Genomic DNA, 22021 nt, shown 5'->3' with positions numbered 1-22021 from the left:
TTATGTATAGGCATAGGTTCTGAACACAAAAAAAGAGACCCTGAAGGCACATGCCTACAGGGTTTCTCTTCAGCTTTGTGGATGCTAGGTCTTATTAGATGAAACCACAACCACATGAGATAATAACCAGCAAGATGAACAATACCAGAATAAATCCTATTCCGTGGCCAAATCCACCGAATCCCCCCACTACATCACCCATGAATGATTCCTCCTTTGTTTTAAGCTACACCTTATCTTATGATGATTACATGAAACGGTCAGGGCGTTTAGGCAACAATTGCTTGCTTCGCTTATCAGCACCATCTCCCCCAACAAGAAAAAACGAGTCCGAATGACTCGTCCCGTCAAACCTCTTTTTATTTATCCCCAGCCCCTTTTATAGCCTGTTTAACGGCCTGATGCCCGAATACAGCAAAAGCGCCGGTCAGTATGCCCTGGATAATCGCTTCCATGCTCCATCCGATCAGGCCCACAGCAAAAACGACAGCAAACACAACAACAATGTAAACGATGCTCCAATCCGGTACCTTTGGTGTTTTCTTTAACATGTAGCCAATTACCCAACAAGCCGCGACAACAAGAAATAACCTCGGATCGATCAATTCAAAAATCATGCTCCATTCCATTTTGTACACGTCCTCTCTAATATAATTCACAATGCGTCAAGAGACGGATATGTCTGTTGTCCAGATGGATTATGTTCCATTCATAATCAGAAAAGAGGTGCAAAAAAAGCACTCCTGATGACGCTTCAGATTTTGAAGATCTTAAGAATGCTTGTTTATTAGCATATTATCCTGGACCTCGGAAAAGTACCTACAGCAAAATTAAAACCCGGACATCTCATGAATTTAATCATCACGTGATTTGTGCAAGAAGTAGTTGTAGTCGAGCTTAGAGGATGCTTATTCACGAAAACTGCACTACCTTAATCACACCCCCTCTGGTATAATTTGCCTAGGCAAATGCTTTTGAGAGAGACTTGAGTAATGGACGCCGTTGACATAGTGTTACAACATTTGGCAATTGCTGTCGCCAGAACACAACAAGGGGAGTAATCCCGTTAGCAAATACCTCAGCCGATGGGGACTCAGAAAAGAGAATCAGGCATGAAAGGTTTAAGAAAGTTTTCAGTACTACTATTGTCATTAACTGTTGTTTTGACTGCGTGTGGCTCTGGAAAAAACGAGACCACGAACGCGCCAGCATCGTTTAACAATGAGTCAACAACCGAAGAAAGTGCTGCACCAGCAAGTACTTCAACTGAAACAGAGAAAGAGAAAGAAAAAGTCGAAGTAGAAACAACATCATATAAGGGTGATGGTTTTTCATTATCGTTTCCCTCCTCATGGGAAGCTGCTGAGCTCAACATTCCATTAATAGTAGCGGCATTTGTTGACTCTAACCCGAAGCATGGATTTGGAGACAATCTTAATGTAACGGTTGAAGATTCTTCTGCATCAGCGAAAGAAGCAGCTGATCTGACAGTATCCCAATTATCCAGTGGTGCTGGTGGGGAAGCTATTAAAGATTATAAAAAGATAGATTACAAGGATCATTCTGCTTCCGGTAACCAAACTGCCGGTGTCCTAAAAGCCCAGTATAATCAGCCACAGTCAGGAGCCACAGTTATTTTGACTCAATACTTTGTGTCGACTGGAACGAAACTTTATACAGCATCCATTACCTTCTCAGAAGAATCCTATAAAAACGGCGGAGAAGAAATGGTCCAACAGATCATTGATTCCTTCCAAGTAACTGAAACCGCGGCAACCAGTACGAGTACAGATTCAAATACTGAAAAAGCTACAGCGAAGACGAATGTAGCCGATATGATGTCATTGATGCTTCCTAGTTTAGTTGAAGGCGGAGTTATTAACGAAAAAACATATAATTACATTGTTAACAACCACAAACTGTTCCCTGCTGTCACCGCCGAATCGAAAAAGGCCGCAAGTGCTGAAGTCGACAAAGCCATAACCTCACGCCACCTGTTCAAGAATATCAATCCTTATTTGGACAAAATGGTGGAGGTAAGTGGATATGTTCTTGAGATTACAGAAGAGAAAATCGATGAAAACACCACTATTGCTGAGGTTCATATATTGGATGACAACGATAATTCTATTATTGGCATCTATCTTAACTCAACGGGTGACATCTTGGATGACGACTATGTTACGATGCGGGGTGTACCAACAATTCAATACTCGTTTGAAAATATTGGCGGTGGAACAACAAACGCTGTTCTTTTAACAGTATCAACTCTTAAAAAAGTTCAATAAGTCACGTTTTATAAATCACTCTAAAAGAAAAAGCCCTTTCTGGGCTTTTTCTTTTAGAACAAAAAACGAATGTGAATTCACGCTACTTGCGGCTGCATCTGTCAGTTGCTGAAGTGACTTACGAATTGCTTGATCCGTTCGTTTAATGGTCCGGGGGCTTTCGTCGGAATCCGGTGATCGACTTTTTTAATGAAAACTAGCTCACTCTTCGGCAATCGTTGATGCAACATTTTAGCGTAAGGATGGAAGTGCTTGTCTTTTTCCCCGTAAACGAGCAGGACGGGAAGATGTATTTCCTGGAGTTGCGATGAACAGTTATACTTCAAGCTGTATCGATAATACTGTTCCGTATTTTTCGCATCTCCTTGTTTCGCATCATTGAATAACTTACGGAACAAAGAAATATTTTTAGCTTGATTCCAGGCAATAGAAAACGCAATCGTGCCGACTGCTCCGATTTTGGATAATACAACACCCAAAGATATTTTGTTTCTTAGACGCTTTCCTTTTACTTCCGACATTCCGCCGATAACAATACCTCCCCATGCCCGGTCGGGATGAGTCAAGAGAAACTCAAGCACAACCGAACCCCCAGTAGAATATCCGCACAAAAATATTTTTTCGATGCCTAACTGGTCTATCAACTGTTTGATATCCTCAACGATTAAAGGATAAGTAACCGCTTGTTTGGAAGGCTGGCTCTTGCCGTGTCCTCTGATGTCAAAAGCAATGGTTCGAAAATAAGGCGACAGCCCTTGGATTTGGTATATGAAATTTAAGCTTGTCAGTACCGGTGGATGAATAAAGAGGATAGCGGTTCCTTTTCCGCGATCGATATAATGCATCGAGTATCCGTTTATGTTGGTAGAAGTCATTTTATCGTCACACTCCATGTTAAATCATTCATAAGTTGGTTTTCTGCACAATTATGATATAGAGTGTCCAGATTGAAGGAAAGTACTCCATCAAATAAACCGGATATTCGGTGTACAATATACTTTCCCATTGCCAGACTGTGTAATGGCTGCATCCTTTGCCACACCGTTGATATCAAGGGAGCCGTCTCTGACGTCAATCACAGCCGAGCCCCCACCTGATCGACTATGATATGTCCATTGATGTTCGTGATAGTTATTACATCTGATCCAACTGCTTGCAAGAGTCTTTGACCAATGCAAGCAGGCACGGTCAGGCTAGCTCGATTCAAGTTACTCTGCAATATGATCATACTCAGGTGATGCTGCAGGTTGAGGATAATGGCAAAGGCGTGGAAACCATTCATACGGCTTTGGGCTTGCGGGCATGCAGGAACGCCTAGCTTCATTACAAGGCAAACTCTACACCCATTCACAGAAGGATGAGGGCACGATAGTCACCTGTACCATCCCGAATCAGGCGAATGAGGGCAGCCAGAAGATTAAAATATTGCTGGCGGACGACCAGCCGTTGATTCGTGAAAGCTTGAAACTGCTGTTAGGAGAAGAAAAAGATTTTGAAGTGACCGTTATCACGACCATCGAGGATGTGTCTTATGCGGCTGAAGCGCTTCACAGTGGGGCCGAAGGCTATATACTGAAATCTATTCACCCCAAAGAATTGGCAGCGACCATACAGCTAGTATATGGCGGAGGGACAATGATCTCACAGGATATGGCTCAGCAATTGTTTCATCATGAGATGAAGGATACGGCGAAAAATCCGTATGAATTAACCGAGAGGGAGTTAGATGTCCTTCAGTGTTTGATGGAAGGGCTTCGCAATAAAGCTATCGCCCAGAGACTGTATTTGTCAGAAGGAACGATTAGGAACTACATTTCCTCAATCTATTTGAAAATGCAGGTGCAGGGCCGCGAAGAAGCTGTGGAGAAGGCAAGAAATGAACATCTCATTTCTTAAGTGGGGAGAAATCAAAAAGCGCGTGTTCTCAGAATAGAGAACCCGCCGCCAAATAAGACTTTTATGACACCGTATCATCAATGATGATACGGTTTTTGGTTCCTCTTTACTCCACATCTATAGGATGCTTGATCTTATCATTATAAAAATCAATGTATAGCTGTCCATTGCTTCCTTTGACTGCATAAAATACATCCTGTTCTCTTTTCCCCCGTAATTTCAGCTGAGCTGTCAACCATTCTCGAGAAATATGATTAGCATCAAAGTTTCCATGCAATACCTGTCCATCCATAATAAGCTCGATGGGAAACTGTTGAGCACTACTTATCCCTTTCTTTAAATCTTTCAGGATTGTACTTTTGTATTCTCTTTTTTTCATAACGGATATTTTACCATTGACTTCAAGAAGCACATACTCCACCTCGTTTAAGTCAAAAATATCCTTTTGTCTGAGCATTTGGTTTAACGAATCCATGGTTAGATTGTTCTTTTTAAGATTATCTTCAAGAATTTTCCCACCTTCAATAAGGACTGTTGGTGTACCTTCTACCCACATGCGTAATTTTCTGCTTTTTAGTACAGTCTTAGTTAATATAAATGATGTAGCTGTAAAAACAACAAGCGAAATGATAAGGTAAACTACCTTCATTTTGTCATTAAACGCCAGATTAGCAGCAATAGCTCCCATTATGATAGCTGTAACAAATTCATGGAAGTTCATATTGGAAAGAGTTTGTTTTCCTAAGATCCGTGTGATCAAAAGTAGAAGCACAAAAGCAGAAATACTACGAAGTAAGATTATCAGATGCTCGATCAAAGTCTTCACTCCAATCAACTAAATTGTTCAATTGAAATTTCACTTTCATAGTATGGTCCACACTGATTTATTTAGTCAGATAATTGCCTCTGGAGCACGCTGTTTCCCTAAGTATCCTTAAGGACGAAAGCCCCTGAGTAATTTCATCTTGAGTTCTTCCGGTCATAAATTAGTGAAGTAAAAACAATTGTTACCCAAACGCCCTGACCGTTCAATTTAATCATCATAAGATACAGTGTAGTTTAAAACAAAGGAGGAATCATCATGAGTGGAGTAGTGGGGGGATTTGGAACCGGAATAGGAACTATTCTGGTATTGTTCATATTGCTGGTTATTATCTCATGTCATTGTGGTTTCATCTAACAAGACCTAGCATCCGCAAAGCTGAAAAGAGACCCTGCCAGCATATAAGCTGGTAGGGTCTTCGTATTCTTAAGCGCTTGGTATCATCCACCTTCTTTCCCTCCTTCTTTTTGAGTCCAAGGTACTTTGCTATCCCCTATACATGACCGTTTATAACAACTTCAATCACTTCGACTCGTTTCAGCTTGGCTGCGTCTGCAGCCACATCGATAAACAAGTTTTCCGTCAGGACTGCCTTGATCGTTTATTAGCGGATTAGGCTCATTTGTTACCTAAATGCCCTTACCATCTAAATTAATTATCATAAGATAAGGTGTAGTCTAAAACAAAGGAGGAATCATTCATGGGTGATGTAGTGGGTGGATTCGGCACCGGAATAGGAACTATTCTGGTATTGTTCATATTGCTGGTTATTGTCTCATGTACTTGTGGTTTCATCTAATAAGACCTAGCATCCACAAAGCTGAAGAGAGACCCTGCCAGCATATAAGCTGGTAGGGTCTTCGTATTCTTAAGCGCGGAGTTCACGCAAAGATCGTCCAAGAACGCTTAGGACACTCATCAATTACTATACTTTGGATACCTATTCGCACGTCTTACCTGGTTTGCAATTCGTTTGCAACCATAAAAATAGCGCGACCCCCATCTCACCGGAAAGTCGCGCCATGCTTGAATTTTCAAAGATGCTGGTGAAGGGAATTGAACCCCCGGCCTACGCATTACGAGTGCGTTGCTCTACCCCTGAGCTACACCAGCGAATGGGATGATATAAATAAAACGACAAAAAATATTATAACTCTTTGACATGAAAATGCAACCCTTTTTATATGAAAAAAGGGCAGGGTAATCCTCGTTACCTGCCCAGTTTTTCCTGCACAGATTGCAGCTTTTGCTTGCTCGAAGAGACTTGGTCCCGGCGGTCGTCAATTTTGACCGATGTGGACACCCGCTGTGCTCCAGACAGGAAAGGCGCTTCATGCAGAGCAGAAATGGCACCCCATACAGAGTTAAGCTCTCCTTCAATAATCGTGCTCATCGAGGTCAGTTCGTATGAGATCCCCTCCTGCTTCTCCAGCACCCGCTGCATCTCTGCAACATACATACTCAAGCTGGTCGTAGCGGTTCCAATCGGAATGACGGTAACTTCCGCAATTGCCATCTTATTTCACCCTCCTCAAACCTTTCGAATATTAATATTGTATCAGCCAGCAGCAGCATTTCAAAATTTCATCCCCCATAGTCCCGTTCAAATATAGCTTCATTTTTAAGGTTTTGTCCTGCGTTAATATCTCTATCGTGATGCACGCCACAATTAGGACAATCCCATTCACGAAGTTTTAGATCCTTGACGTCTTTATTTTTGTACCCACAGCACGAACATAACTGAGAACTTGCAAAGGTTTTGGATACAATAACCACTTCTTTACCGTACCATTTTGCCTTGTACTCAAGCATTGTTCTAAATTGTGACCACGATACTTCACTAATTGCTTTAGCCAGCTTGTGATTTTTCAGCATATTTGATACTTGCAAATCTTCAATACCAATTACATCGTGTTTTTTGATGATTTCAGTAGTGATTTTCTGCAAGTAGTCTGTTCTTGAATTAGAGATTCTTTCATGGATTTTTGCAACCTTAACACGTTGCTTGTTCCAATTCGAACCACCTTTTATACGTCTGGAAAGGATACGCTGCGCGTTCGCTAATTGTTCTTCAAGTTTGCGATACCATTTTGGATTTTCGTTTTAGGCAATTTAATTTTGTTCCCTACAATAGCAATATTCCCATTCGTTTGCTTGGTTGTATAGGATTGCACCTTATTCTTTTTAGACTTGAAGCGTGGTACGTCATTTTGCTTTTTGAAGAAACGATCAAATGCATTCGCAAGATTCTTTAGCGATGACTGCAAGGAAATACTGTCCACTTCTTTTAACCATACGAATTCTTTTTTCAGGTGTGTAAGTTTAGCTGAACACGAATTGTAGTTTAATCCTTTACCTGTTTCGTTGTATGCGTCACACCATTGTGTCAAAAAACGATTGAATACGAAACGAGAACAGCCGATTGTTTTAGCAATTAAAATTTCTTGTTCCTTACTTGGATAAATGCGAAATTTATATGCTTTGTTTACAATCACTGTTCTCACCTCAATTAGTGATTTTGAATGTACTGTTGTTCTGTGCTTCTGTATGTTTGTTAATAGTTACCACAAAGTAAGAAGGGTTCCAAAGACGAACTCCCCACAGTTTCTTTTTTAGCTGTGGGAACTCTTTAAAAAAACAGTCTTGCTGCCCCCCCTTAATACATTGGGAATCCCAAATATAGGATAACATACGTCAAGATAGTTTTTGTACTAACTATCAGTGTCTTTTCTAATTTACAATTTAACATATGTCGGACAATTCATCTCACGATTAAAACCGCGAGTGTTCTCAGCTAATTCATAAAGCGTGTATCACCGTATAAAAGGTCGTAATTCGAAGAAATGTGCGAAATCTCACTCTCTTTTGGCGGTTTGCGAATTGGCGGATTTTTCGGTCATTTGCTATAATTCAACTTGCGTCAAATTTTAAGATAACAGTTTACAAACACAATATATTGGGTTAAATTTATTAACATCAACCAAATATAGTGTGTACAGGCGTCTGGCGTCTAATATACCCGTCAGACTTAATAGGGAAGCATGGTGCAAATCCATCACGGTCCCGCCACTGTATAGGGCTTCAGAGCGCTTTTTTGCGATTCTGATATGAATTCGGCTTTATGGCCACTGAAGGATTAACTCGTTATGCCTTTGGGAAGGCGCCGAACTCTACACCCCAAGTCAGGAGACCTGCCTGTATACAGCACGACACCTATCCTACGGGAAATTAGGAAAGTGTTCACTCTTTTGCGTCTGTACATAACAGCAAGCCCTAAAAATAGCGGCTTAAGCTAGTATGCACATATTTATTCACAGCGCACACGAACATTTTCAACCTCCCCAAGGTTTGGAAAATGTTTTTTTAATGTTCTTTTTCCCATTTTTCCCGAGAAAGCGAGGAATTACCTATGCCCCAACTCGTAATTAAACCGAACAACCGTCAACTTGCTTTTGATGAAAACCGTCTCTCTGTCTATGCCGACCGAATTTTGAACGAACTGGATATGCTGAGCAAGGAACAACTACTTCGCGGTGTTCATTCCAAACTTCGTGGCGACAAAGTGACCGGCGATGAGATTAGCAGCGCATTCACAATGTCGGCTCTTGAGCTTGTTACCAAAGAGGAACCGAACTGGAAGTTCGCGGCAGCACGTTCACTTTTAACCTCCCTGTATAAAAAAGCGGCCAATCACCGACGTTACAAAGCTTATCCGGAAGAGCCTTACGGCGCCTTCTTCCCCCTCATTACAGAGCTAGTACAAAAAGGAATTTACCGTGAAGAGCTTCTGGAATGCTACACCAAAGCGCAGATTGAAGAGCTCGGGGAAACGATTGATTATACCCATGACCTGCTATTCGATTACATCGGACTACTGACGCTGGCAGAGCGCTACCTGGCAACCGACTTTGACGGCCGAGTGATGGAGCTTCCACAGGAACGTTACATGGTCATCGCGATGTACCTCATGCACAAAGAGCCAGCTGAGAAACGTATGGAGCTTGTAAAAGAAGCCTACTGGGCGATGAGCAACATCTACATGACGGCTGCAACGCCGACGATGTCCAATGCTGGTAAAAAGGTAGCCGGCCAGCTGTCCAGCTGCTTTATCGACACGGTAGATGACTCGCTCGAAGGAATTTTCGACTCCAACACCGACATAGCGCGTCTTAGCAAAATGGGCGGCGGTATCGGCGTTTACCTCGGCAAAGTCCGTGCCCGTGGCTCCGACATCCGTGGACACAAGAACACCAGCTCCGGCGTTATCCCTTGGATCCGCCAGCTGAACAACACAGCAGTTAGTGTAGATCAGCTTGGCACACGCAAAGGCGCCATCGCCGTTTACCTGGATGTTTTCCATAAAGACATTCTCGCATTCCTGGACCTGAAGCTGAACAACGGTGACGAGCGTATGAGAGCACATGACGTGTTCCACGGCGTATGCTTGCCTGACCTGTTCATGGAGGCTGTAGAAGCCCGCGATGAGTGGAGCCTCTTCTGTCCTCACGAAGTGAAGAAAGTGATGGGCTGGAAAGACGAGAACGGCCGCCCGCTTGGTCTGGAAGACTTCTACGATGAGAAGCTTGGTCAAGGAATGTTCCGTGAAAAATATGCAGAAGCCGTAGCACATCCGCTGCTCTCCCGCATTACGGTTCAAGCGATCGACATCATGAAACGTGTCATGAAATCGCAACTGGAAACCGGAACACCGTACATGTTCTACCGTGACACCGTAAACCGTGCCAACCCGAACTCTGCACACGGTATGGTCTACTCTTCCAACCTGTGTACTGAAATTATGCAGAACCAATCGGCTACAGTTATTGAACATGAAGAGCTCGTAACCAAAGATGGACAGACCCGCATTGTCATCTCCAAAGTTCCTGGCGACTTTGTTGTCTGCAACCTGAATTCCATTCATCTGGCACGTGCAGTTCCAGCTGGTGTACTGGAGCGTCTTGTACCGATCCAGGTGCGTATGCTAGATAACGTCATTGACATCAACAACATCGAAGTGCTGCAAGCACAATACACGAACAGCCAATACCGCGCTGTCGGCCTTGGAACCTTCGGTCTGCATCACCTGCTGGCCCTGGAAGGCATCCGCTGGGAATCCGATGAGGCGGTTGCCTATAATGACAATCTGTATGAAAAAATTAACTACCTGCTCGTTAAATCCAGCATGGAGCTGGCTAAGGAAAAAGGGCATTATCCGAAGTTCAAAGGCTCCGACTGGGAGAGCGGCGAGTACTTTACGTACCGCGGTTACACCGACGGCGAGCATGAAGGCAAGTATGTAACGACCGAGCAGTGGCGCGAGCTGCAGCAGGAAGTACAGCAAAGCGGTGTCCGCAACGCATGGCTCTTTGCCATCGCGCCGAACGGCTCCACTTCTATTATTGCTGGCTCAACTGCCAGTATTGATCCGCTGTATGAGCTTCTCTCTTATGAAGAGAAAACAACGTATAAAATTGCCAACCCAGCTCCCGATCTGTCTGAGAAAACGATCTGGTATTACAAAACGGCCTTCCTGATCGATCAGAACTGGTCCATCAAAATGGCTGCTGCCCGTCAGCGTCACGTGGATCAGGCTCAAAGCTTTAACCTGTACGTTCGTCCAGACATCCGAGCTTCGGAGTTCCTAGAGCTGCATCTTCACGCATGGAAGGCCGGCTTGAAGTCGACCTACTATGTGCGCAGCCGTGCGCTTACTATTGAAGAATGTGAGAGTTGTGCCAGCTGATCGGAATATATGGAACTGTTTAGGTAAACCCTTTTTTTCGATCCCTCCCAAACCCTCCCTTCCAAGGGAGGGCCCCAAGGGCTCTGCCCTCTGGACACCCGCAAGATGCGAGACACGTTTGTGAGGTGATTGAAAAGTTACTTTGGTGCTAGGATCGCTTTCTCCCTTCGGGAACGCTTTACTTTTAGAGCGAAGATAATGAGTTACTTTGTGCGTTCTTTAGAGTTATTTCCTGCTTGGAACGCTCTCCCTTCGGGATTTGCTTTACGTTAGTGCATAACCTGTGAGTTACTGGGCGTTCTTTAGAGTTGCTTCCTGCTTAGAGCGCTCTCCCTTCGGGATTTGCTTTGCGTTAGTGCATAACTTGTGAGTTACTTGGGCGTTCTTTAGAGTTGCTTCCTGCTTGGAGCGCTCTCCCTTCGGGATTTGCTCTACTTAGTGCATAACTTGTGAGTTACTTTGTGCGTTCTTGAGTGTCTTCCTGCTTGGAGCGCTCTCCCTTCGGGATTTGCTCTACTTAGTGCATAACTTGTGAGTTACTTTGTGCGTTCTTGAGTGTGTCTTCCTGCTTGGAACGCTCTCCCTTCGGGATTTGCTCTACTTAGTGCATAACTTGTGAGTTACTTTGGCGTTCTTTAGAGTTACTTCCTGCTTGGAACGCTCTCCCTTCGGGATTTGCTTTACGTTAGTGCATAACTTGTGAGTTACTTGGGCGTTCTTTAGAGTTGCTTCCTGCTTGGAGCGCTCTCCCTTCGGGATTTGTTCTACGTTTGTGCATAACTTGTTAGTTACTTGGGCGTTCTTTAGAGTTGCTTCCTGCTTGGAGCGCTCTCCCTTCGGGATTCGCTTTACATTTGCTCTACGTTTGTGCATAACTTGTGTGTTACTTTGTCCATCTATCTACTGTAAACGGGCGATCCGTAAGTCAGTGATTGAATATGCTACTAAAAAAGAATATTAAGGAGAGAGATTAAGCATGCAAATGCAAAAAATATTTAATACTGAAGCGCCTAACCAATCAACACGCATCATTGAAGGCGAATGCTCGGGTATTTTGAACTGGAACGACATCCGGATGCCGCATATGTACAAGCTGTACAAGGTGCTGCTGCTGAACCACTGGATCGCTGATGAAATTCCGATGTCCAAAGATGCACAGCAGTTCCCACGTCTGGATCCGGAAGAGCAACGTACATTCAAGATCAATATCTCCCTGCTTGCTGTATTAGATTCGATGCAGACGATGTTTGTCGGGGATGTGAAGCGGTACTTCACAGACTCTTCCCTTGAAGCAATCTCGGCGATTATCGGTCAACAAGAGGTTGTCCACAACCAATCCTACTCCTACGTTCTATCTTCTATCGTTTCCGAACAGGAGCAGAAAGAGATTTTCGAATACTGGAAGCACGATCCGGTTCTGTTGGACCGCAACCGGTTCATCGCTGACATCTATCAGTCTTTCCGTGACAACCCGTCACCACAGACGTTCTTCAAATCGATGGTGGCTGACCTGATTCTGGAAGGTATTTTCTTCTACAGCACGTTCGCCTTCTTCTACAATCTGGCACGTGACCAGAAAATGATGGCGACAAGCCAAATGATCTCCTACATTCAGCGTGATGAGAACCAGCACTGCTACTTCTTCGCCGAAGTGTTCAAGCAGCTGCTGATAGATTTCCCTGAACTGAACTCTAAGGAGAATATCGACTACCTGTACCGCACGATTGACCGCGCCGTTGAGCTCGAAACAAACTGGGCTCATTACACACTAAGTGAAGTTCGCGGCATTGATCTGAACGAGCTGTCTGACTACATCAAATACATTGCTAACCGTCGCCTGAAAATGATGGGTCTTGAAAAAGCTTACGAAGGCGTGGATGTGAACTGCATGCCTTGGATCAAGCCTTTCTCCGACGAAGCATTGAATGCAACGAAAACTGACTTCTTCGAAGCCAAATCCCGCAACTACGGTAAAGTTGGCGACGATAACGGATTTGACGATCTGTAAAATCTATCTGTTCAATAAAAACCTCCGTATTTTCTCATGAGAAAAGTACGGAGGTTTTCTATTCGTATAAAATTGCCTAAATCAACTATCTTCCTCGTTAATAATAGCTAACGTTTGATGATCTTCCCACTTTCCGTTAATTTTGACGTTCTTCCTGGCGATGCCCTCTTTATGAAATCCAGATTTTAAGAGTACATTGATCGAGCCTATGTTGTGAGGCATCACCCCAGCCTCAATTCTGTGAAAATTCAATTCCTGAAAGGCAAACTTCACAACCAATTTGACCGCTTCAGTCATATATCCCTTTCCGTTATGCTCTTGATCCAGAAAATAACCGATCCAGCAGCTTTGCAAATCTCCCCGCACGACCTCGGACAGTATGACTTCACCAATTACTTGTTGTGTGTCTTTTAACACAATGACAAATACATATCCCTTATCCTCTCTACTCGACTCTACTGCCTCCCGGATTCGTACTAATTGCCCCTGATACGTGTAAAAGATGTCTTCTCTCAATCCGGTGAACAACTGGAAAAAATCCTTATTCTGCACTTCCAGCTTTAATAGTGAATCGACATGGAATTCCTCCACCGGTTTTACAACAATACGTGCTCCTTCTAATAACATTCTGATCATCTCCTCTTCCTGAAAAAATAAAAAAAACACCACAGAAGTCCTGTGGTGTACATGTCGATCTATGTAACCACAGGTAGCGACCTGTGGTGTTTATTCCCACTGTATCCTTGTTTAGTTCAACCTAACCGAAGGATAAAAGTCACTGAGCATCCAATTTTGGACATACCTCTCCCGTGATTCGTTTGATCAAAGAAAACAGCAGTAGAGTATCCGATTCCTTTAGATAAAGACACCAGCGATCTTTTTTTCATCTGAATACTCTCTCCTCTCTCTTATATCCTTATTATAAAATCCCGCATCTATATTATTAAAATCTCATGATTATCACTTTATGAACAACAGGATACAGTATTCCTGTAGATATATCAAATCTTATAAAATTACATAACCGTTCCCTTAGGCGCGTCCTTTGCCGGACGTTTACCCAACTTTAGATGCTTCAACTGTGCCACAATAATAAGGCTGATCACAACGAGCAGGAACCACGAACTGATCTTGCCGATATGCACCAGACTCCAGACCTTTTCCTGACCTGGATACGTCCAGGCGCCAAGGAAAGTCGAAATGTTCTCCGCGATCCAGATAAAGAACCCGATTAGCAGAAAAGACAGCGTCAACGGCATGCGGTAGGTTTTGCCCAGGACATCAAAATGCACTACAGTTTTTAAAAACACCAAAAAGAGTAGTAGAGTCAGCAACCATCGAGCATCCCATACGAAATGGTGAGTGAAGAAATTAGCATAGATTGCAGCACTTATCAATACGGTCAAGATCGGCAGCGGCCATCCCGTTATACGCAAGTTCATCCGGCGCCATGCTTGGCAAATATAGCTTGCAACGCTCGCGTACATAAAGCCACTATAGAGAGGGACCCCGCCGATTTTGCTCCAGCCCTCTTCGGGATAAGACCATGACCCCATATGCACCTTGTACAGCTCCAGCATTAACCCAATCACATGGAATACGCAAATGACCTTCAGCTCATCGAACGTCTCCAGCTTGGCTGCCACCATCCCGACCTGTGCGAGCAGACAAATGATCAGAATAAGGTCATACCGATGAATACCCGGAACCTCCACCATTTTGGTCACACCGAGCGCAGCGAAAATAATGACCGGAAAAATACAAGACAGCGCCTGCTGAATGCCGAACGCCCACAGCTTGCGAATAAATGTCATACGTCCTCCTGTTATGCAAACTTAATATGTCCCAACGTACCACAAGCCGAACCTCTAGTTAAAGTACAATCCAGTAACCATTGTAATCGATAGCAGCCGAAATTTAAAAGGCTCTTGCCAATGGATATGATTACCTACGCCCAACATCCACTTGAAGCTGAAGCTCATACTTTGTCAATCATCAGCAAGCAGTTCCCGCAGCATAATTTCGCGATTGTTAATAAATTCTTTCATAATAATAAAGTGGTCTGTCTCCTCCAGACTACACTCTTCAATGCCGCCCTCGTTCAGCTTCAATATCCGTGCGTCTGGATATGCCATAAGAATAGGTGAATGGGTAGAGATAATGAACTGTGAGTTTTCTTGTACGAGATCATGAATGCGTGTCAGCAGCGCCATTTGACGGAATGGAGACAGCGCCGCTTCAGGCTCATCCATAATATACAGCCCATTCCCACTGAACCGGTGTAAAAAGGTTGCAAAAAAAGACTCGCCATGGGACTGCTGGTGCAATGACTTCCCGCCATAGGATTGATACAGACCTGGGCATTCCCGTTCCAGTGAATCAATCTCGGAGGCAACATTATAATAGCTTTCCGCACGGAAAAAGAATCCATCCCTCGGCTTTCTCACACCCCGTACCGCCCGGATATATTGGTACAGCTCCGAATGCGTCTCTTCCGTGGCGAACGAGAAATTCATCGTTCCTCCCTCCGGATTAAAACCAAGTGCAGCAGCAATGGCCTCCAGCAGCGTGGATTTGCCCATGCCGTTCTCCCCGACAATATAGGTTACCTTGGGGTGAAAGTCCAACTGATCGAGCATCGATACCGCCGGCAGGTTAAACGGATACCTCTCAAAAGAAGGGATTCGATCTCTCAGCAAGGTTACAGCCCTTAAATATGCGTTTAGAGTGGATAATTCGATCTTTCCCACACCCTTTCCCGGCCTTATTAAACCACGTAAGTAAATGAGTAATATGCTTCATTCCATTATACCGGATAACGGCCTTAGCCCAAAAACGGCGGATTTCCCGTTAACATACCGGAAATCCGCCGCTGTTGTTCATTATCTCTAATCATTCATTAGGAATTGGTATAATTCCTCGATCTTCTCATCGGTCAAAGCTCCACTATTATCGAACACCTTGATAGATGTTTTCGGAATATCCCAGTTCACATCCGGAACGAAGTCGACACGCTTCTTGAAATCATCCCAATGCTCCAGCTTCCACTGGTCACGCTCGGTTTGTCTGTCGATAATGCGTTCCTTTTGTAGCTCCATGTCCTGAAGTGCAACAACAATTACCTTCACATCGACCTCGTTCTTAGTCAGATCTGCTGCCGAGATAACCTCTTCAATCCATGCCTGGTTTTTCAGTTCTGCCGTAAACGGAGAGATCATAAATACGTTCTGACCCGCATTCAGGTTCTCGATACAAATATCCTTCGTCGTGTCATACTCCAAATCACGCAGATTTTCTTTGTAAAATGCGGAATCCCGGTCATTCGGGTCCAGACCGTTAGCCTCCAGAAACTTTTCAACGAAACGTCCGCCTACGGTATCACGATCTAGAAATGCCGCAGGAATACGAACCGCAAGCTTTTTGGCTACGGTTGTTTTACCTGTTCCGGCCACACCAACAAAAAACACTAGCTTTTGCATATCGTACCTCCCTCCCCTATGAGAAAATCTGGTCTTCCTAACGGGTTAACTTGCAAATTTAATTGCGCTGCATTCTCAGGCGCGTTTCCTCTATCAATTCTTCAACAGCGGAATCCAGACGCTCCTGAAGCTCCTCAGCAATATCAAACCCTCCATCTTCCTTGCGAGCCACTTGAGCATTGACAGCATACACGCCCCCCAAAATATGACGGGCACCAATCGAGGATAACACCGGCTTTAATGAATAGTCGATAGCCAGCAGATGAGCAAGACTCCCTCCAATGAACAGCGGCAAAATGATTTTGCCTGCCAAACCTTTTTCCGGAATCAAATCCAGGAACGTCTTGAGCACGCCTGTATACGAAGCCTTGTAAACCGGGCTTGCGATAATGACCACATCAGCCTCGGCTACAAGTCCGTTAGCCTTGACGATATGCTCGCTTCCAAACTTGGTATGAATCAAATCCTCTGGTGGCAATTGTGCCACATCAATCCGTGTTACTTCAAAGTCAGCAGCAGCCAGACTCTGCTCCGCAAAATCCATAATGGCATTCAGACGAGAACCTGCTGTAGGACTGCCGTTAATAATGACAGCTTTAGCCATTACCTATCCCCCCTGTTGTAAAAATATCGTGTCGCCATTGCAGGCGTTCGGTATATTGTTGTCCTTTATCAGGACCGGCCTTCTGGCCGGAATCCAGAAAAAAAGACTTCACAAGATTACTGTAAAGTCCTCCGGTGGTCCGGTCGTAACCTATATAAGACAAATTCATAGGGAATTCATCAGATTTAGTAACATGTTATCAATCCGCCGCTATATTTGTCAATCCTGTGAAGCCTTATGCCATGCGTCTTTTCCCCATTCCAGCACCCACCAGCCATACTGCAGTACGATCAAAAAGGCAATCACCGTCGAAGGAGCCGGACCGTTAATGCTCTGCGAGAAAGCAAGCAGACCCCAAAGCACCGTATACAGCAGCACTCTGAAAACATTCATAAGCAGGGAGTCCCTCTTCGGCAGTAGCAGGAGTAGTGACATCCTCCGTGTTGCAAAATCATAAACGCACTTTTTATATATTAGCCAATGGAGACAGCCATGCAGTGCGAACAGAACCATAGGTTGGATAATTAAAAATACATACGGATGACCCAGCAGCTGGAAACGCTCCAGAAACCAGCCTCCTTGATGTTGGGTACCCCAAATGTCCAAGGTGCCCAACCAGTTCCATTGAAGACGCACGACAGCATAGATGGATAAAAGCGAAATAAAGAAGCTCCATAAGAAAACAAACTGTCTTTGTGTCATCTTTACACCCCTTTGATTAAGTACGTTTATACTTCATCACATGACCTATTTAGGAGCTGAATTATTCTCCGCCAGCAGTGGGGAATAATTCATCAGTGCGTTGTTTTCCGTAATCATCTCATCGCTGATGAAGTCACCCTCCATGGTGTACACTTTCCGGCCGATCATGTTATGCCGTGCGTATCCGCTCCATGCGTAAAATAATGCATTCCTGCCCACAAGCGGAGTCTCGACCGCTTCACCGGTTTCATACGTTCATCTCCTTTTGCTGGAAAGGACCATGTTTGGAAATATTTTACCATTCTTTTCATCTTGATAAAGAACATTTTTTGTGATCAGATCCCTAATTCGTCAAAAATCATGACTTTACCGCACTTCCATCTGGGCATCTGCATAGAGATAAAGCATCCCTGTGAATTCTTCAGGGGAAATATCAAGGAGGAGTTGCCATTAGCAAGGTCTACCCGTACTTCGGGTTCAAAACCGTCTGTGAGGAGCAGCCCATCTCGTTCCCGCCGCAGCACCAGGATTGTCAGCCGGGATTAGAGAGCCTGATGGATCCCCGCCCGATCAGTGAGGACCCTGACTACCGGGGAAGCGGGAAGCTGGAAGGCAAAATTGCTATCATTACTGGCGGTGACAGCGGGATAGGCAAAGCGGCTGCAATTGCTTTTGCCAAAGAAGGGGCCAATGTGGTCATTCCATACTTATATGAAACAAGCAAACTTTAATACAGCATCTATTACCGCCTATCAAGGGGCAAACGAACTCATCGATTACTCTTCGACCAAGGGTGCTATCGTCTCCCTCACCCGTTCCCTTGCCCTCTCTCTCGTTGACCAAGGCATTCGCGTGAACTGCGTAGCCCCAGGACCGGTATGGACACGGCTTATCCCATCCAGCTACTCCGCCGAGGAAGTATCGGTATTTGGTACGGATACGCCAATGAAGCGGGCCGCTCAGCCGTATGAACTTGCGCCTGCTTACGTATATCTGGCTTCGAATGACTCCTCCTTCGTAACAGGTGAGGCCATTCATATAAACGGCGGAGATATGATCACCAGCTAAATATTGAGGGTTAATAAAATTGACATCACATGTCACTTCACAACAGAATACTGTCCTCCATACAGAGACATCATTTAATGAACCTCTATCGGCGTACCTCAAAGAGGACAGACCCCATTTAGCGGTAGTTTTTCTTATGAGATAGAGATGCATTTTACCCCGAAAGTTATACTTTCTTAAATAATGAAAAAAGCCCGGATTTCTCCGGGCTGAACAACTTTCTGACTGTCATACCTTTTAATGTCTCCACCATTTCCATAGCAAGGATGGTTCTTCTTTCACGGTGATCCGCTCGTCTTCGGCTGTATCGGAAATGTGCTTAAACCGTTTGCAGCCAAACTCCAGACGGTAATACTCGCCTTCGTGGTCTATATCCATGCGGGTATGAATCCGACTGACCACATTTTGCATTTCCGAAAAACCTTCGAACATTTTGCTCGACCTCCCTGGATAATGACCGGCAGCCTTTGTCCTGCCGAGGAGTAAGCTCCCATTCATTTCAGGGGGCCGGCAAGATCTAAGCCGCAGGTGATTTAGTAATCTGAGTGAATTTTGTTTACGCTTTCATTTTAACATATCCCCCCATTTTTGAGAATGTGATTTCATCATTTTCGACCTGAAAAGTCCCCCGTATGAGGACATTTCACAGAACTGAAACAATTGCCGATCGGGGCAATGCTTGGGGACATTCCTCTAAGCTATAACGTACATTAACTTAGCTTCGAAACAAAATCCTTACAGGAGGTTAAGACTTATGAATTCCGGTAACAAGAGATTGACCGGGCGTATGGATATGGGATTTTATGCGCTGAATAAATTGGCCTGTGCTGGAGCCATTCTGTTACTTCTAACCATTATCTCCTGGCTGTGGCCTGCCAGTGCCGACAGTCCAGCATCTATCCTCGGGGTCTCCATCCCGCTGGAGCATTGGGTGTATGGCTATGCGTTAATCGCATCCCTGGCTGCCGATGCCATTATTTCTCTACTCCCGTCATTGAACAAAGTGAAACAAGCCGCCCTTTACGGAGTAGCTGGCTTCCTGTTCTTCGCTTTATTTACCGGAGGAGACACCGATACATTTTGGGTACGCGGGTTAGCCGGAGCCTTCATGCTCCTGATGTACTCATGGGGCAAGCAGGCTTTCACAAACCAGTCACTCATCACACCATTTTTTGCACTCGTGGTCCCGCTCCTTTGCTGGTTTGTAATCTAGAAGCGCGTTGCATGAAGTCTTCGATCTGCGGTAAGGGAATCATAATTCGGAAGCAGCTTCCGTGAAAGGTCTTGCCCATGCGGAGAACGATAAATGAGTATCCCATGTCACCGTATTTGTGGCTTGGGCACACCCCCAGAACAGAATCCGCTGGTACAGCATATGGACCTTAAACCGCTTCTCAAAAACGTCCTGATCGCATGATTGAAGTCCCGCTTTATACGCTTGGAGGAACTTGCGTGCCGTACCTTCCTTTCCGTTTTCCAGGTACAAAGCTGTCATTTTGGGAAGATCTGCTATTCCGTCGCCAAAATAAGAGGTTGTAAAATCAAACAGCCCGCTCACCTTCCACGAATTTGTCGACTGTTGCAAGAGTAGATTTCCGGGCTTGAAATCACCCATTACAAAGCAAGGGTACTTCAGATCATCAAAGGCTTCTTTCGATTCTTTCAGCAGCTCTTCCACCCAAACTGTGTCTTCAGCGGTTATCTTGGAATAACGTTTGGCGTCATCCAGCCAGTACGTAATCGTATCAAACAGCCAGGTCGTGTATGAATCGTGGAAGGGTCGCACGTTCCCTGTAGCGGGATCAAATTCACCGGGTTGTTCCACCTTCCAGCGGTGGAGCTGGAGCAGCGTGTCGGCAAATAGGACGGCTATGTCTGATTCATCCTGTGGGTTAAGTTCTGCTTCCAGTTCGGGAGAGAACAGATGACTTCCAGGTAGTCGCGGCATAAGCGAATAGCTCCACCCAAAAATATCATCGCCCTCATCCACAAGATAAGGTGAGGGCACCGGGAGGTCGGTATGTTGATCCAAATATTGGATGAAATATCGCTCCTCTAAAAACTGTCCTGGAAAAAGAGGATTGCCTTTAAGAACAAACTCACCAGCTGATGAAGATACAAGCAGGGTCTGTCCCATGGCCCCTTGATCTGTCCTACAGAAGGAAATCAGCCTCCCTAGATCAAACCGGTCCAGTACACTCTGCAGCTGTTCCCCGTTGACTTCGCCTAGCTTATTAGAAGAAAAGTATATTTGTGTAGACATTAGAACCTCACTCCTGATCTGAAGATTATAACGCTTGGATTAAATCACCGGCTATAACAGATGACAGATGGCTGCGGAAACCTGCGGCCCGTTCACCCGCAAGACAAGTCCAATAAAGCTTACTGATTTCTATTATATATGTACCCTATAAAGAGGACGAGCCCTCGCTGCCCGCAACCCATGACAATTCACTTTTTATTGCTTGACAAAAAAACGAAGAACGCCGCACCCAGGCCGGATATCGTATCCGTCTGAAGGTGCGGCGCCCGCTGTTCTATACATCTTGTGCATCATCTACGTTGTGCTGTAGACAGCGTATAAATCAATACGCCACTGTGAATCGTGTCCGTATAAATTGCGGATCTTCCAGCTCATCCAGCATCGCAACTGCGTAATCTTCCGCAGAGATGCGACTCGATCCGCTCTCGTCCGTAATCAGCCAGTCCGTACCGATCCGGAACTGTCCAGTACGTCGGCCTGGCTCAATGATCGCCGCTGGACTTAAATAAGACCAGTCAAGATCACAGTCCTGATATATGCCATAAGCGTCCGCGTGGGCCTTCGCCAGAGTACGAACCTCCTCCGGAAATTCCCGTGTATCCATTAGTGCCTCTCCGCTATCCGTAATCAAACTGCCGGCGCCGCCTACAATAAGTAGCCGCTGCACACCCCCGCGTCGTATTCCTTCAATCAGTGCCCGTGCCGCTTCCAGCAGTTCTTCCTCTTCGCCGAATCTCGGTCCATAAGCACTGATGACTGCATCATGTCCCTTAACGGCTTCAGCAACCGAAGAAGGATCAACGGCATCGGCCCGAACGATGTTCATATTGTCTTTATGTTCACTGAGCTTATCCGGGTTTCGAACTACCGCAGTGACTTCATGGCCTCGCCGAATCGCCTCATTCGCAATCCGCATTCCAATCGTTCCTGCTGCTCCAACAACCGCTATTTTCATGTTTGTCCTGCCCCTTTCAACTATGATCATTTCATCGTCTTTTTCGGTTATCCCTATGGATCATCATTCAAACCTTGATATTTCACAAATTTTAGCAATAAAACAACCAGAGACCTATATTAATATGCATTATTTTCACCGATAGTATAGATAGACATGCATAACTACGAAAAATACTTGCACAACAGTTCC

Annotated in this window: 24 protein-coding genes, 1 tRNA gene, 3 pseudogenes and 1 riboswitch; of the genes and pseudogenes, 9 read left to right on the top strand and 19 right to left on the bottom strand. The window is 44.8% G+C overall.

Features of this window, described 5'->3' with window-relative positions; translation table 11 throughout:
- Positions 1-94: 94 nt before the first annotated feature.
- Both MNQ98_RS03245 and MNQ98_RS03240 read right to left on the bottom strand, forming a co-directional pair.
- Positions 95-202 (bottom strand): YjcZ family sporulation protein, encoded by a 108-nt coding sequence (locus MNQ98_RS03245; RefSeq protein WP_241931892.1) that lies wholly within the window; start codon positions 200-202, stop codon positions 95-97.
- Between the two features lie 157 nt (positions 203-359).
- Entirely contained in the window at positions 360-629 is a 270-nt protein-coding gene (locus MNQ98_RS03240; RefSeq protein WP_208920780.1) for a phage holin family protein, read from the bottom strand.
- 483 nt (positions 630-1112) lie between these two features.
- On the opposite strand from MNQ98_RS03240, the gene MNQ98_RS03235 reads away from it, so the two are divergent.
- Positions 1113-2288 (top strand): PsbP-related protein, encoded by a 1176-nt coding sequence (locus tag MNQ98_RS03235; protein WP_241931891.1) that lies wholly within the window; start codon positions 1113-1115, stop codon positions 2286-2288.
- 101 nt (positions 2289-2389) lie between these two features.
- Here MNQ98_RS03235 and MNQ98_RS03230 read toward each other — a convergent pair whose 3' ends face one another.
- Positions 2390-3163 carry an alpha/beta fold hydrolase gene (locus tag MNQ98_RS03230; protein ID WP_241931890.1) on the bottom strand — a complete coding sequence of 258 codons (774 nt, stop codon included), beginning with the start codon at positions 3161-3163 and terminating at the stop codon, positions 2390-2392.
- A 278-nt stretch (positions 3164-3441) separates the two neighbouring features.
- Here MNQ98_RS03230 and MNQ98_RS29670 point away from each other — a divergent pair, with 278 nt between their 5' ends.
- Both MNQ98_RS29670 and MNQ98_RS03225 read left to right on the top strand, forming a co-directional pair.
- Positions 3442-3606 (top strand): ATP-binding protein, encoded by a 165-nt coding sequence (locus MNQ98_RS29670; RefSeq protein WP_347272239.1) that lies wholly within the window; start codon positions 3442-3444, stop codon positions 3604-3606.
- Positions 3591-4184, top strand: a complete 594-nt coding sequence (locus MNQ98_RS03225; protein WP_241931889.1) for a response regulator transcription factor — start codon at positions 3591-3593, stop codon at positions 4182-4184. Before MNQ98_RS29670 ends, MNQ98_RS03225 begins: the two co-directional genes overlap by 16 nt.
- A gap of 106 nt (positions 4185-4290) precedes the next feature.
- Here the strand turns inward: MNQ98_RS03225 and MNQ98_RS03220 are convergent, their stop codons facing one another.
- A complete protein-coding gene (locus MNQ98_RS03220; RefSeq protein ID WP_241931888.1) occupies positions 4291-5001 on the bottom strand; it encodes a DUF421 domain-containing protein in 711 nt (236 codons plus the stop codon).
- 264 nt (positions 5002-5265) lie between these two features.
- Here MNQ98_RS03220 and MNQ98_RS03215 point away from each other — a divergent pair, with 264 nt between their 5' ends.
- Positions 5266-5364 carry a sporulation protein YjcZ gene (locus MNQ98_RS03215; RefSeq protein ID WP_241931887.1) on the top strand — a complete coding sequence of 33 codons (99 nt, stop codon included), beginning with the start codon at positions 5266-5268 and terminating at the stop codon, positions 5362-5364.
- A gap of 343 nt (positions 5365-5707) precedes the next feature.
- Entirely contained in the window at positions 5708-5806 is a 99-nt protein-coding gene (locus tag MNQ98_RS03210) for a YjcZ family sporulation protein (RefSeq protein WP_241931886.1), read from the top strand.
- A gap of 242 nt (positions 5807-6048) precedes the next feature.
- On the opposite strand, the gene MNQ98_RS03205 is transcribed toward MNQ98_RS03210, so the two are convergent.
- The 4 genes and pseudogenes from MNQ98_RS03205 to MNQ98_RS03190 all read right to left on the bottom strand — a co-directional run bounded on the left by MNQ98_RS03205 (position 6049) and on the right by MNQ98_RS03190 (position 7698).
- Positions 6049-6120, bottom strand: a tRNA-Thr gene (locus MNQ98_RS03205).
- Between the two features lie 97 nt (positions 6121-6217).
- On the bottom strand, positions 6218-6523 hold the full coding sequence (locus tag MNQ98_RS03200) for an MTH1187 family thiamine-binding protein (protein ID WP_241931885.1): 306 nt from the start codon (positions 6521-6523) through the stop codon (positions 6218-6220).
- Between the two features lie 68 nt (positions 6524-6591).
- Positions 6592-7502 (bottom strand): annotated as a pseudogene (locus MNQ98_RS03195) (RNA-guided endonuclease TnpB family protein).
- A gap of 10 nt (positions 7503-7512) precedes the next feature.
- Complete coding sequence (locus MNQ98_RS03190) at positions 7513-7698, bottom strand: transposase (RefSeq protein ID WP_241931884.1); 186 nt, start codon at positions 7696-7698, stop codon at positions 7513-7515.
- 289 nt (positions 7699-7987) lie between these two features.
- Positions 7988-8220: riboswitch (cobalamin riboswitch) on the top strand.
- A gap of 196 nt (positions 8221-8416) precedes the next feature.
- On the opposite strand from MNQ98_RS03190, the gene MNQ98_RS03185 reads away from it, so the two are divergent.
- Complete coding sequence (locus MNQ98_RS03185; RefSeq protein ID WP_241931883.1) at positions 8417-10750, top strand: ribonucleoside-diphosphate reductase subunit alpha; 2334 nt, start codon at positions 8417-8419, stop codon at positions 10748-10750.
- 597 nt (positions 10751-11347) lie between these two features.
- Here the strand turns inward: MNQ98_RS03185 and MNQ98_RS03180 are convergent.
- On the bottom strand, positions 11348-11623 hold the full coding sequence (locus MNQ98_RS03180) for a hypothetical protein (RefSeq protein WP_241931882.1): 276 nt from the start codon (positions 11621-11623) through the stop codon (positions 11348-11350).
- Positions 11624-11726: 103 nt separating this feature from the next.
- On the opposite strand from MNQ98_RS03180, the gene MNQ98_RS03175 reads away from it, so the two are divergent.
- Entirely contained in the window at positions 11727-12758 is a 1032-nt protein-coding gene (locus tag MNQ98_RS03175) for a ribonucleotide-diphosphate reductase subunit beta (RefSeq protein WP_208916017.1), read from the top strand.
- 87 nt (positions 12759-12845) lie between these two features.
- On the opposite strand, the pseudogene MNQ98_RS03170 reads toward MNQ98_RS03175, so the two are convergent.
- The 7 genes and pseudogenes from MNQ98_RS03170 to MNQ98_RS03140 all read right to left on the bottom strand — a co-directional run.
- Positions 12846-13385, bottom strand: a pseudogene (locus MNQ98_RS03170) (GNAT family N-acetyltransferase); the annotation flags it as partial.
- Between the two features lie 389 nt (positions 13386-13774).
- A complete protein-coding gene (locus MNQ98_RS03165; protein ID WP_241931880.1) occupies positions 13775-14572 on the bottom strand; it encodes a DUF817 domain-containing protein in 798 nt (265 codons plus the stop codon).
- A gap of 174 nt (positions 14573-14746) precedes the next feature.
- Positions 14747-15457, bottom strand: a complete 711-nt coding sequence (locus MNQ98_RS03160) for an AAA family ATPase (protein ID WP_481856716.1) — start codon at positions 15455-15457, stop codon at positions 14747-14749.
- A 189-nt stretch (positions 15458-15646) separates the two neighbouring features.
- Positions 15647-16237: a P-loop nucleotide/nucleoside kinase family protein gene (locus MNQ98_RS03155; RefSeq protein ID WP_241931879.1), complete on the bottom strand. Its 591-nt coding sequence runs from the start codon at positions 16235-16237 to the stop codon at positions 15647-15649.
- 58 nt (positions 16238-16295) lie between these two features.
- Positions 16296-16841, bottom strand: a complete 546-nt coding sequence (gene ssuE / locus MNQ98_RS03150) for an NADPH-dependent FMN reductase (RefSeq protein WP_241931878.1) — start codon at positions 16839-16841, stop codon at positions 16296-16298.
- Between the two features lie 219 nt (positions 16842-17060).
- Positions 17061-17543, bottom strand: a complete 483-nt coding sequence (locus tag MNQ98_RS03145; protein WP_241931877.1) for a hypothetical protein — start codon at positions 17541-17543, stop codon at positions 17061-17063.
- A 45-nt stretch (positions 17544-17588) separates the two neighbouring features.
- Positions 17589-17762, bottom strand: a complete 174-nt coding sequence (locus MNQ98_RS03140; RefSeq protein WP_241931876.1) for a hypothetical protein — start codon at positions 17760-17762, stop codon at positions 17589-17591.
- A 230-nt stretch (positions 17763-17992) separates the two neighbouring features.
- On the opposite strand from MNQ98_RS03140, the pseudogene MNQ98_RS03135 reads away from it, so the two are divergent.
- Positions 17993-18611 (top strand): annotated as a pseudogene (locus MNQ98_RS03135) (SDR family oxidoreductase).
- Between the two features lie 237 nt (positions 18612-18848).
- Here MNQ98_RS03135 and MNQ98_RS03130 read toward each other — a convergent pair.
- Positions 18849-19043 (bottom strand): hypothetical protein, encoded by a 195-nt coding sequence (locus MNQ98_RS03130; RefSeq protein WP_208916024.1) that lies wholly within the window; start codon positions 19041-19043, stop codon positions 18849-18851.
- A 322-nt stretch (positions 19044-19365) separates the two neighbouring features.
- Between MNQ98_RS03130 and MNQ98_RS03125 the strand changes: the two genes are divergently transcribed.
- Positions 19366-19824, top strand: coding sequence for a hypothetical protein (locus tag MNQ98_RS03125; RefSeq protein ID WP_241931875.1), 459 nt, complete (start codon positions 19366-19368; stop codon positions 19822-19824).
- 39 nt (positions 19825-19863) lie between these two features.
- Here MNQ98_RS03125 and MNQ98_RS03120 read toward each other — a convergent pair whose 3' ends face one another.
- Both MNQ98_RS03120 and MNQ98_RS03115 read right to left on the bottom strand, forming a co-directional pair.
- A complete protein-coding gene (locus MNQ98_RS03120; protein ID WP_241931874.1) occupies positions 19864-20874 on the bottom strand; it encodes a phosphotransferase family protein in 1011 nt (336 codons plus the stop codon).
- Positions 20875-21196: 322 nt separating this feature from the next.
- Entirely contained in the window at positions 21197-21829 is a 633-nt protein-coding gene (locus tag MNQ98_RS03115; RefSeq protein WP_241931873.1) for an NAD(P)-dependent oxidoreductase, read from the bottom strand.
- Between the last annotated feature and the right edge of the window lie 192 nt (positions 21830-22021).

Origin of the sequence: Paenibacillus sp. N3/727, from assembly GCF_022637315.1 — a bacterium.
Lineage (GTDB): Bacteria > Bacillota > Bacilli > Paenibacillales > Paenibacillaceae > Paenibacillus_AQ > Paenibacillus_AQ uliginis.
This window is presented reverse-complemented; position numbering and strand designations above follow the sequence as displayed.

Excerpts from the sequence above, each read along its gene's own strand:
- MNQ98_RS03245 (WP_241931892.1), bottom strand. The coding sequence starts at position 202 with ATGGGTGATGTAGTGGGGGGATTCGGTGGATTTGGCCACGGAATAGGA.
- MNQ98_RS03240 (WP_208920780.1), bottom strand. The coding sequence starts at position 629 with ATGGAATGGAGCATGATTTTTGAATTGATCGATCCGAGGTTATTTCTT.
- MNQ98_RS03235 (WP_241931891.1), top strand. The coding sequence starts at position 1,113 with ATGAAAGGTTTAAGAAAGTTTTCAGTACTACTATTGTCATTAACTGTT.
- MNQ98_RS03230 (WP_241931890.1), bottom strand. The coding sequence starts at position 3,163 with ATGACTTCTACCAACATAAACGGATACTCGATGCATTATATCGATCGC.
- MNQ98_RS03225 (WP_241931889.1), top strand. The coding sequence starts at position 3,591 with ATGCAGGAACGCCTAGCTTCATTACAAGGCAAACTCTACACCCATTCA.
- MNQ98_RS03215 (WP_241931887.1), top strand. The coding sequence starts at position 5,266 with ATGAGTGGAGTAGTGGGGGGATTTGGAACCGGAATAGGAACTATTCTG.
- MNQ98_RS03210 (WP_241931886.1), top strand. The coding sequence starts at position 5,708 with ATGGGTGATGTAGTGGGTGGATTCGGCACCGGAATAGGAACTATTCTG.
- MNQ98_RS03200 (WP_241931885.1), bottom strand. The coding sequence starts at position 6,523 with ATGGCAATTGCGGAAGTTACCGTCATTCCGATTGGAACCGCTACGACC.
- MNQ98_RS03190 (WP_241931884.1), bottom strand. The coding sequence starts at position 7,698 with ATGTTATCCTATATTTGGGATTCCCAATGTATTAAGGGGGGGCAGCAA.
- MNQ98_RS03185 (WP_241931883.1), top strand. The coding sequence starts at position 8,417 with ATGCCCCAACTCGTAATTAAACCGAACAACCGTCAACTTGCTTTTGAT.
- MNQ98_RS03180 (WP_241931882.1), bottom strand. The coding sequence starts at position 11,623 with ATGCACAAACGTAGAGCAAATGTAAAGCGAATCCCGAAGGGAGAGCGC.
- MNQ98_RS03175 (WP_208916017.1), top strand. The coding sequence starts at position 11,727 with ATGCAAATGCAAAAAATATTTAATACTGAAGCGCCTAACCAATCAACA.
- MNQ98_RS03165 (WP_241931880.1), bottom strand. The coding sequence starts at position 14,572 with ATGACATTTATTCGCAAGCTGTGGGCGTTCGGCATTCAGCAGGCGCTG.
- MNQ98_RS03155 (WP_241931879.1), bottom strand. The coding sequence starts at position 16,237 with ATGCAAAAGCTAGTGTTTTTTGTTGGTGTGGCCGGAACAGGTAAAACA.
- ssuE (WP_241931878.1), bottom strand. The coding sequence starts at position 16,841 with ATGGCTAAAGCTGTCATTATTAACGGCAGTCCTACAGCAGGTTCTCGT.
- MNQ98_RS03145 (WP_241931877.1), bottom strand. The coding sequence starts at position 17,543 with ATGACACAAAGACAGTTTGTTTTCTTATGGAGCTTCTTTATTTCGCTT.
- MNQ98_RS03130 (WP_208916024.1), bottom strand. The coding sequence starts at position 19,043 with ATGTTCGAAGGTTTTTCGGAAATGCAAAATGTGGTCAGTCGGATTCAT.
- MNQ98_RS03125 (WP_241931875.1), top strand. The coding sequence starts at position 19,366 with ATGAATTCCGGTAACAAGAGATTGACCGGGCGTATGGATATGGGATTT.
- MNQ98_RS03120 (WP_241931874.1), bottom strand. The coding sequence starts at position 20,874 with ATGTCTACACAAATATACTTTTCTTCTAATAAGCTAGGCGAAGTCAAC.
- MNQ98_RS03115 (WP_241931873.1), bottom strand. The coding sequence starts at position 21,829 with ATGAAAATAGCGGTTGTTGGAGCAGCAGGAACGATTGGAATGCGGATT.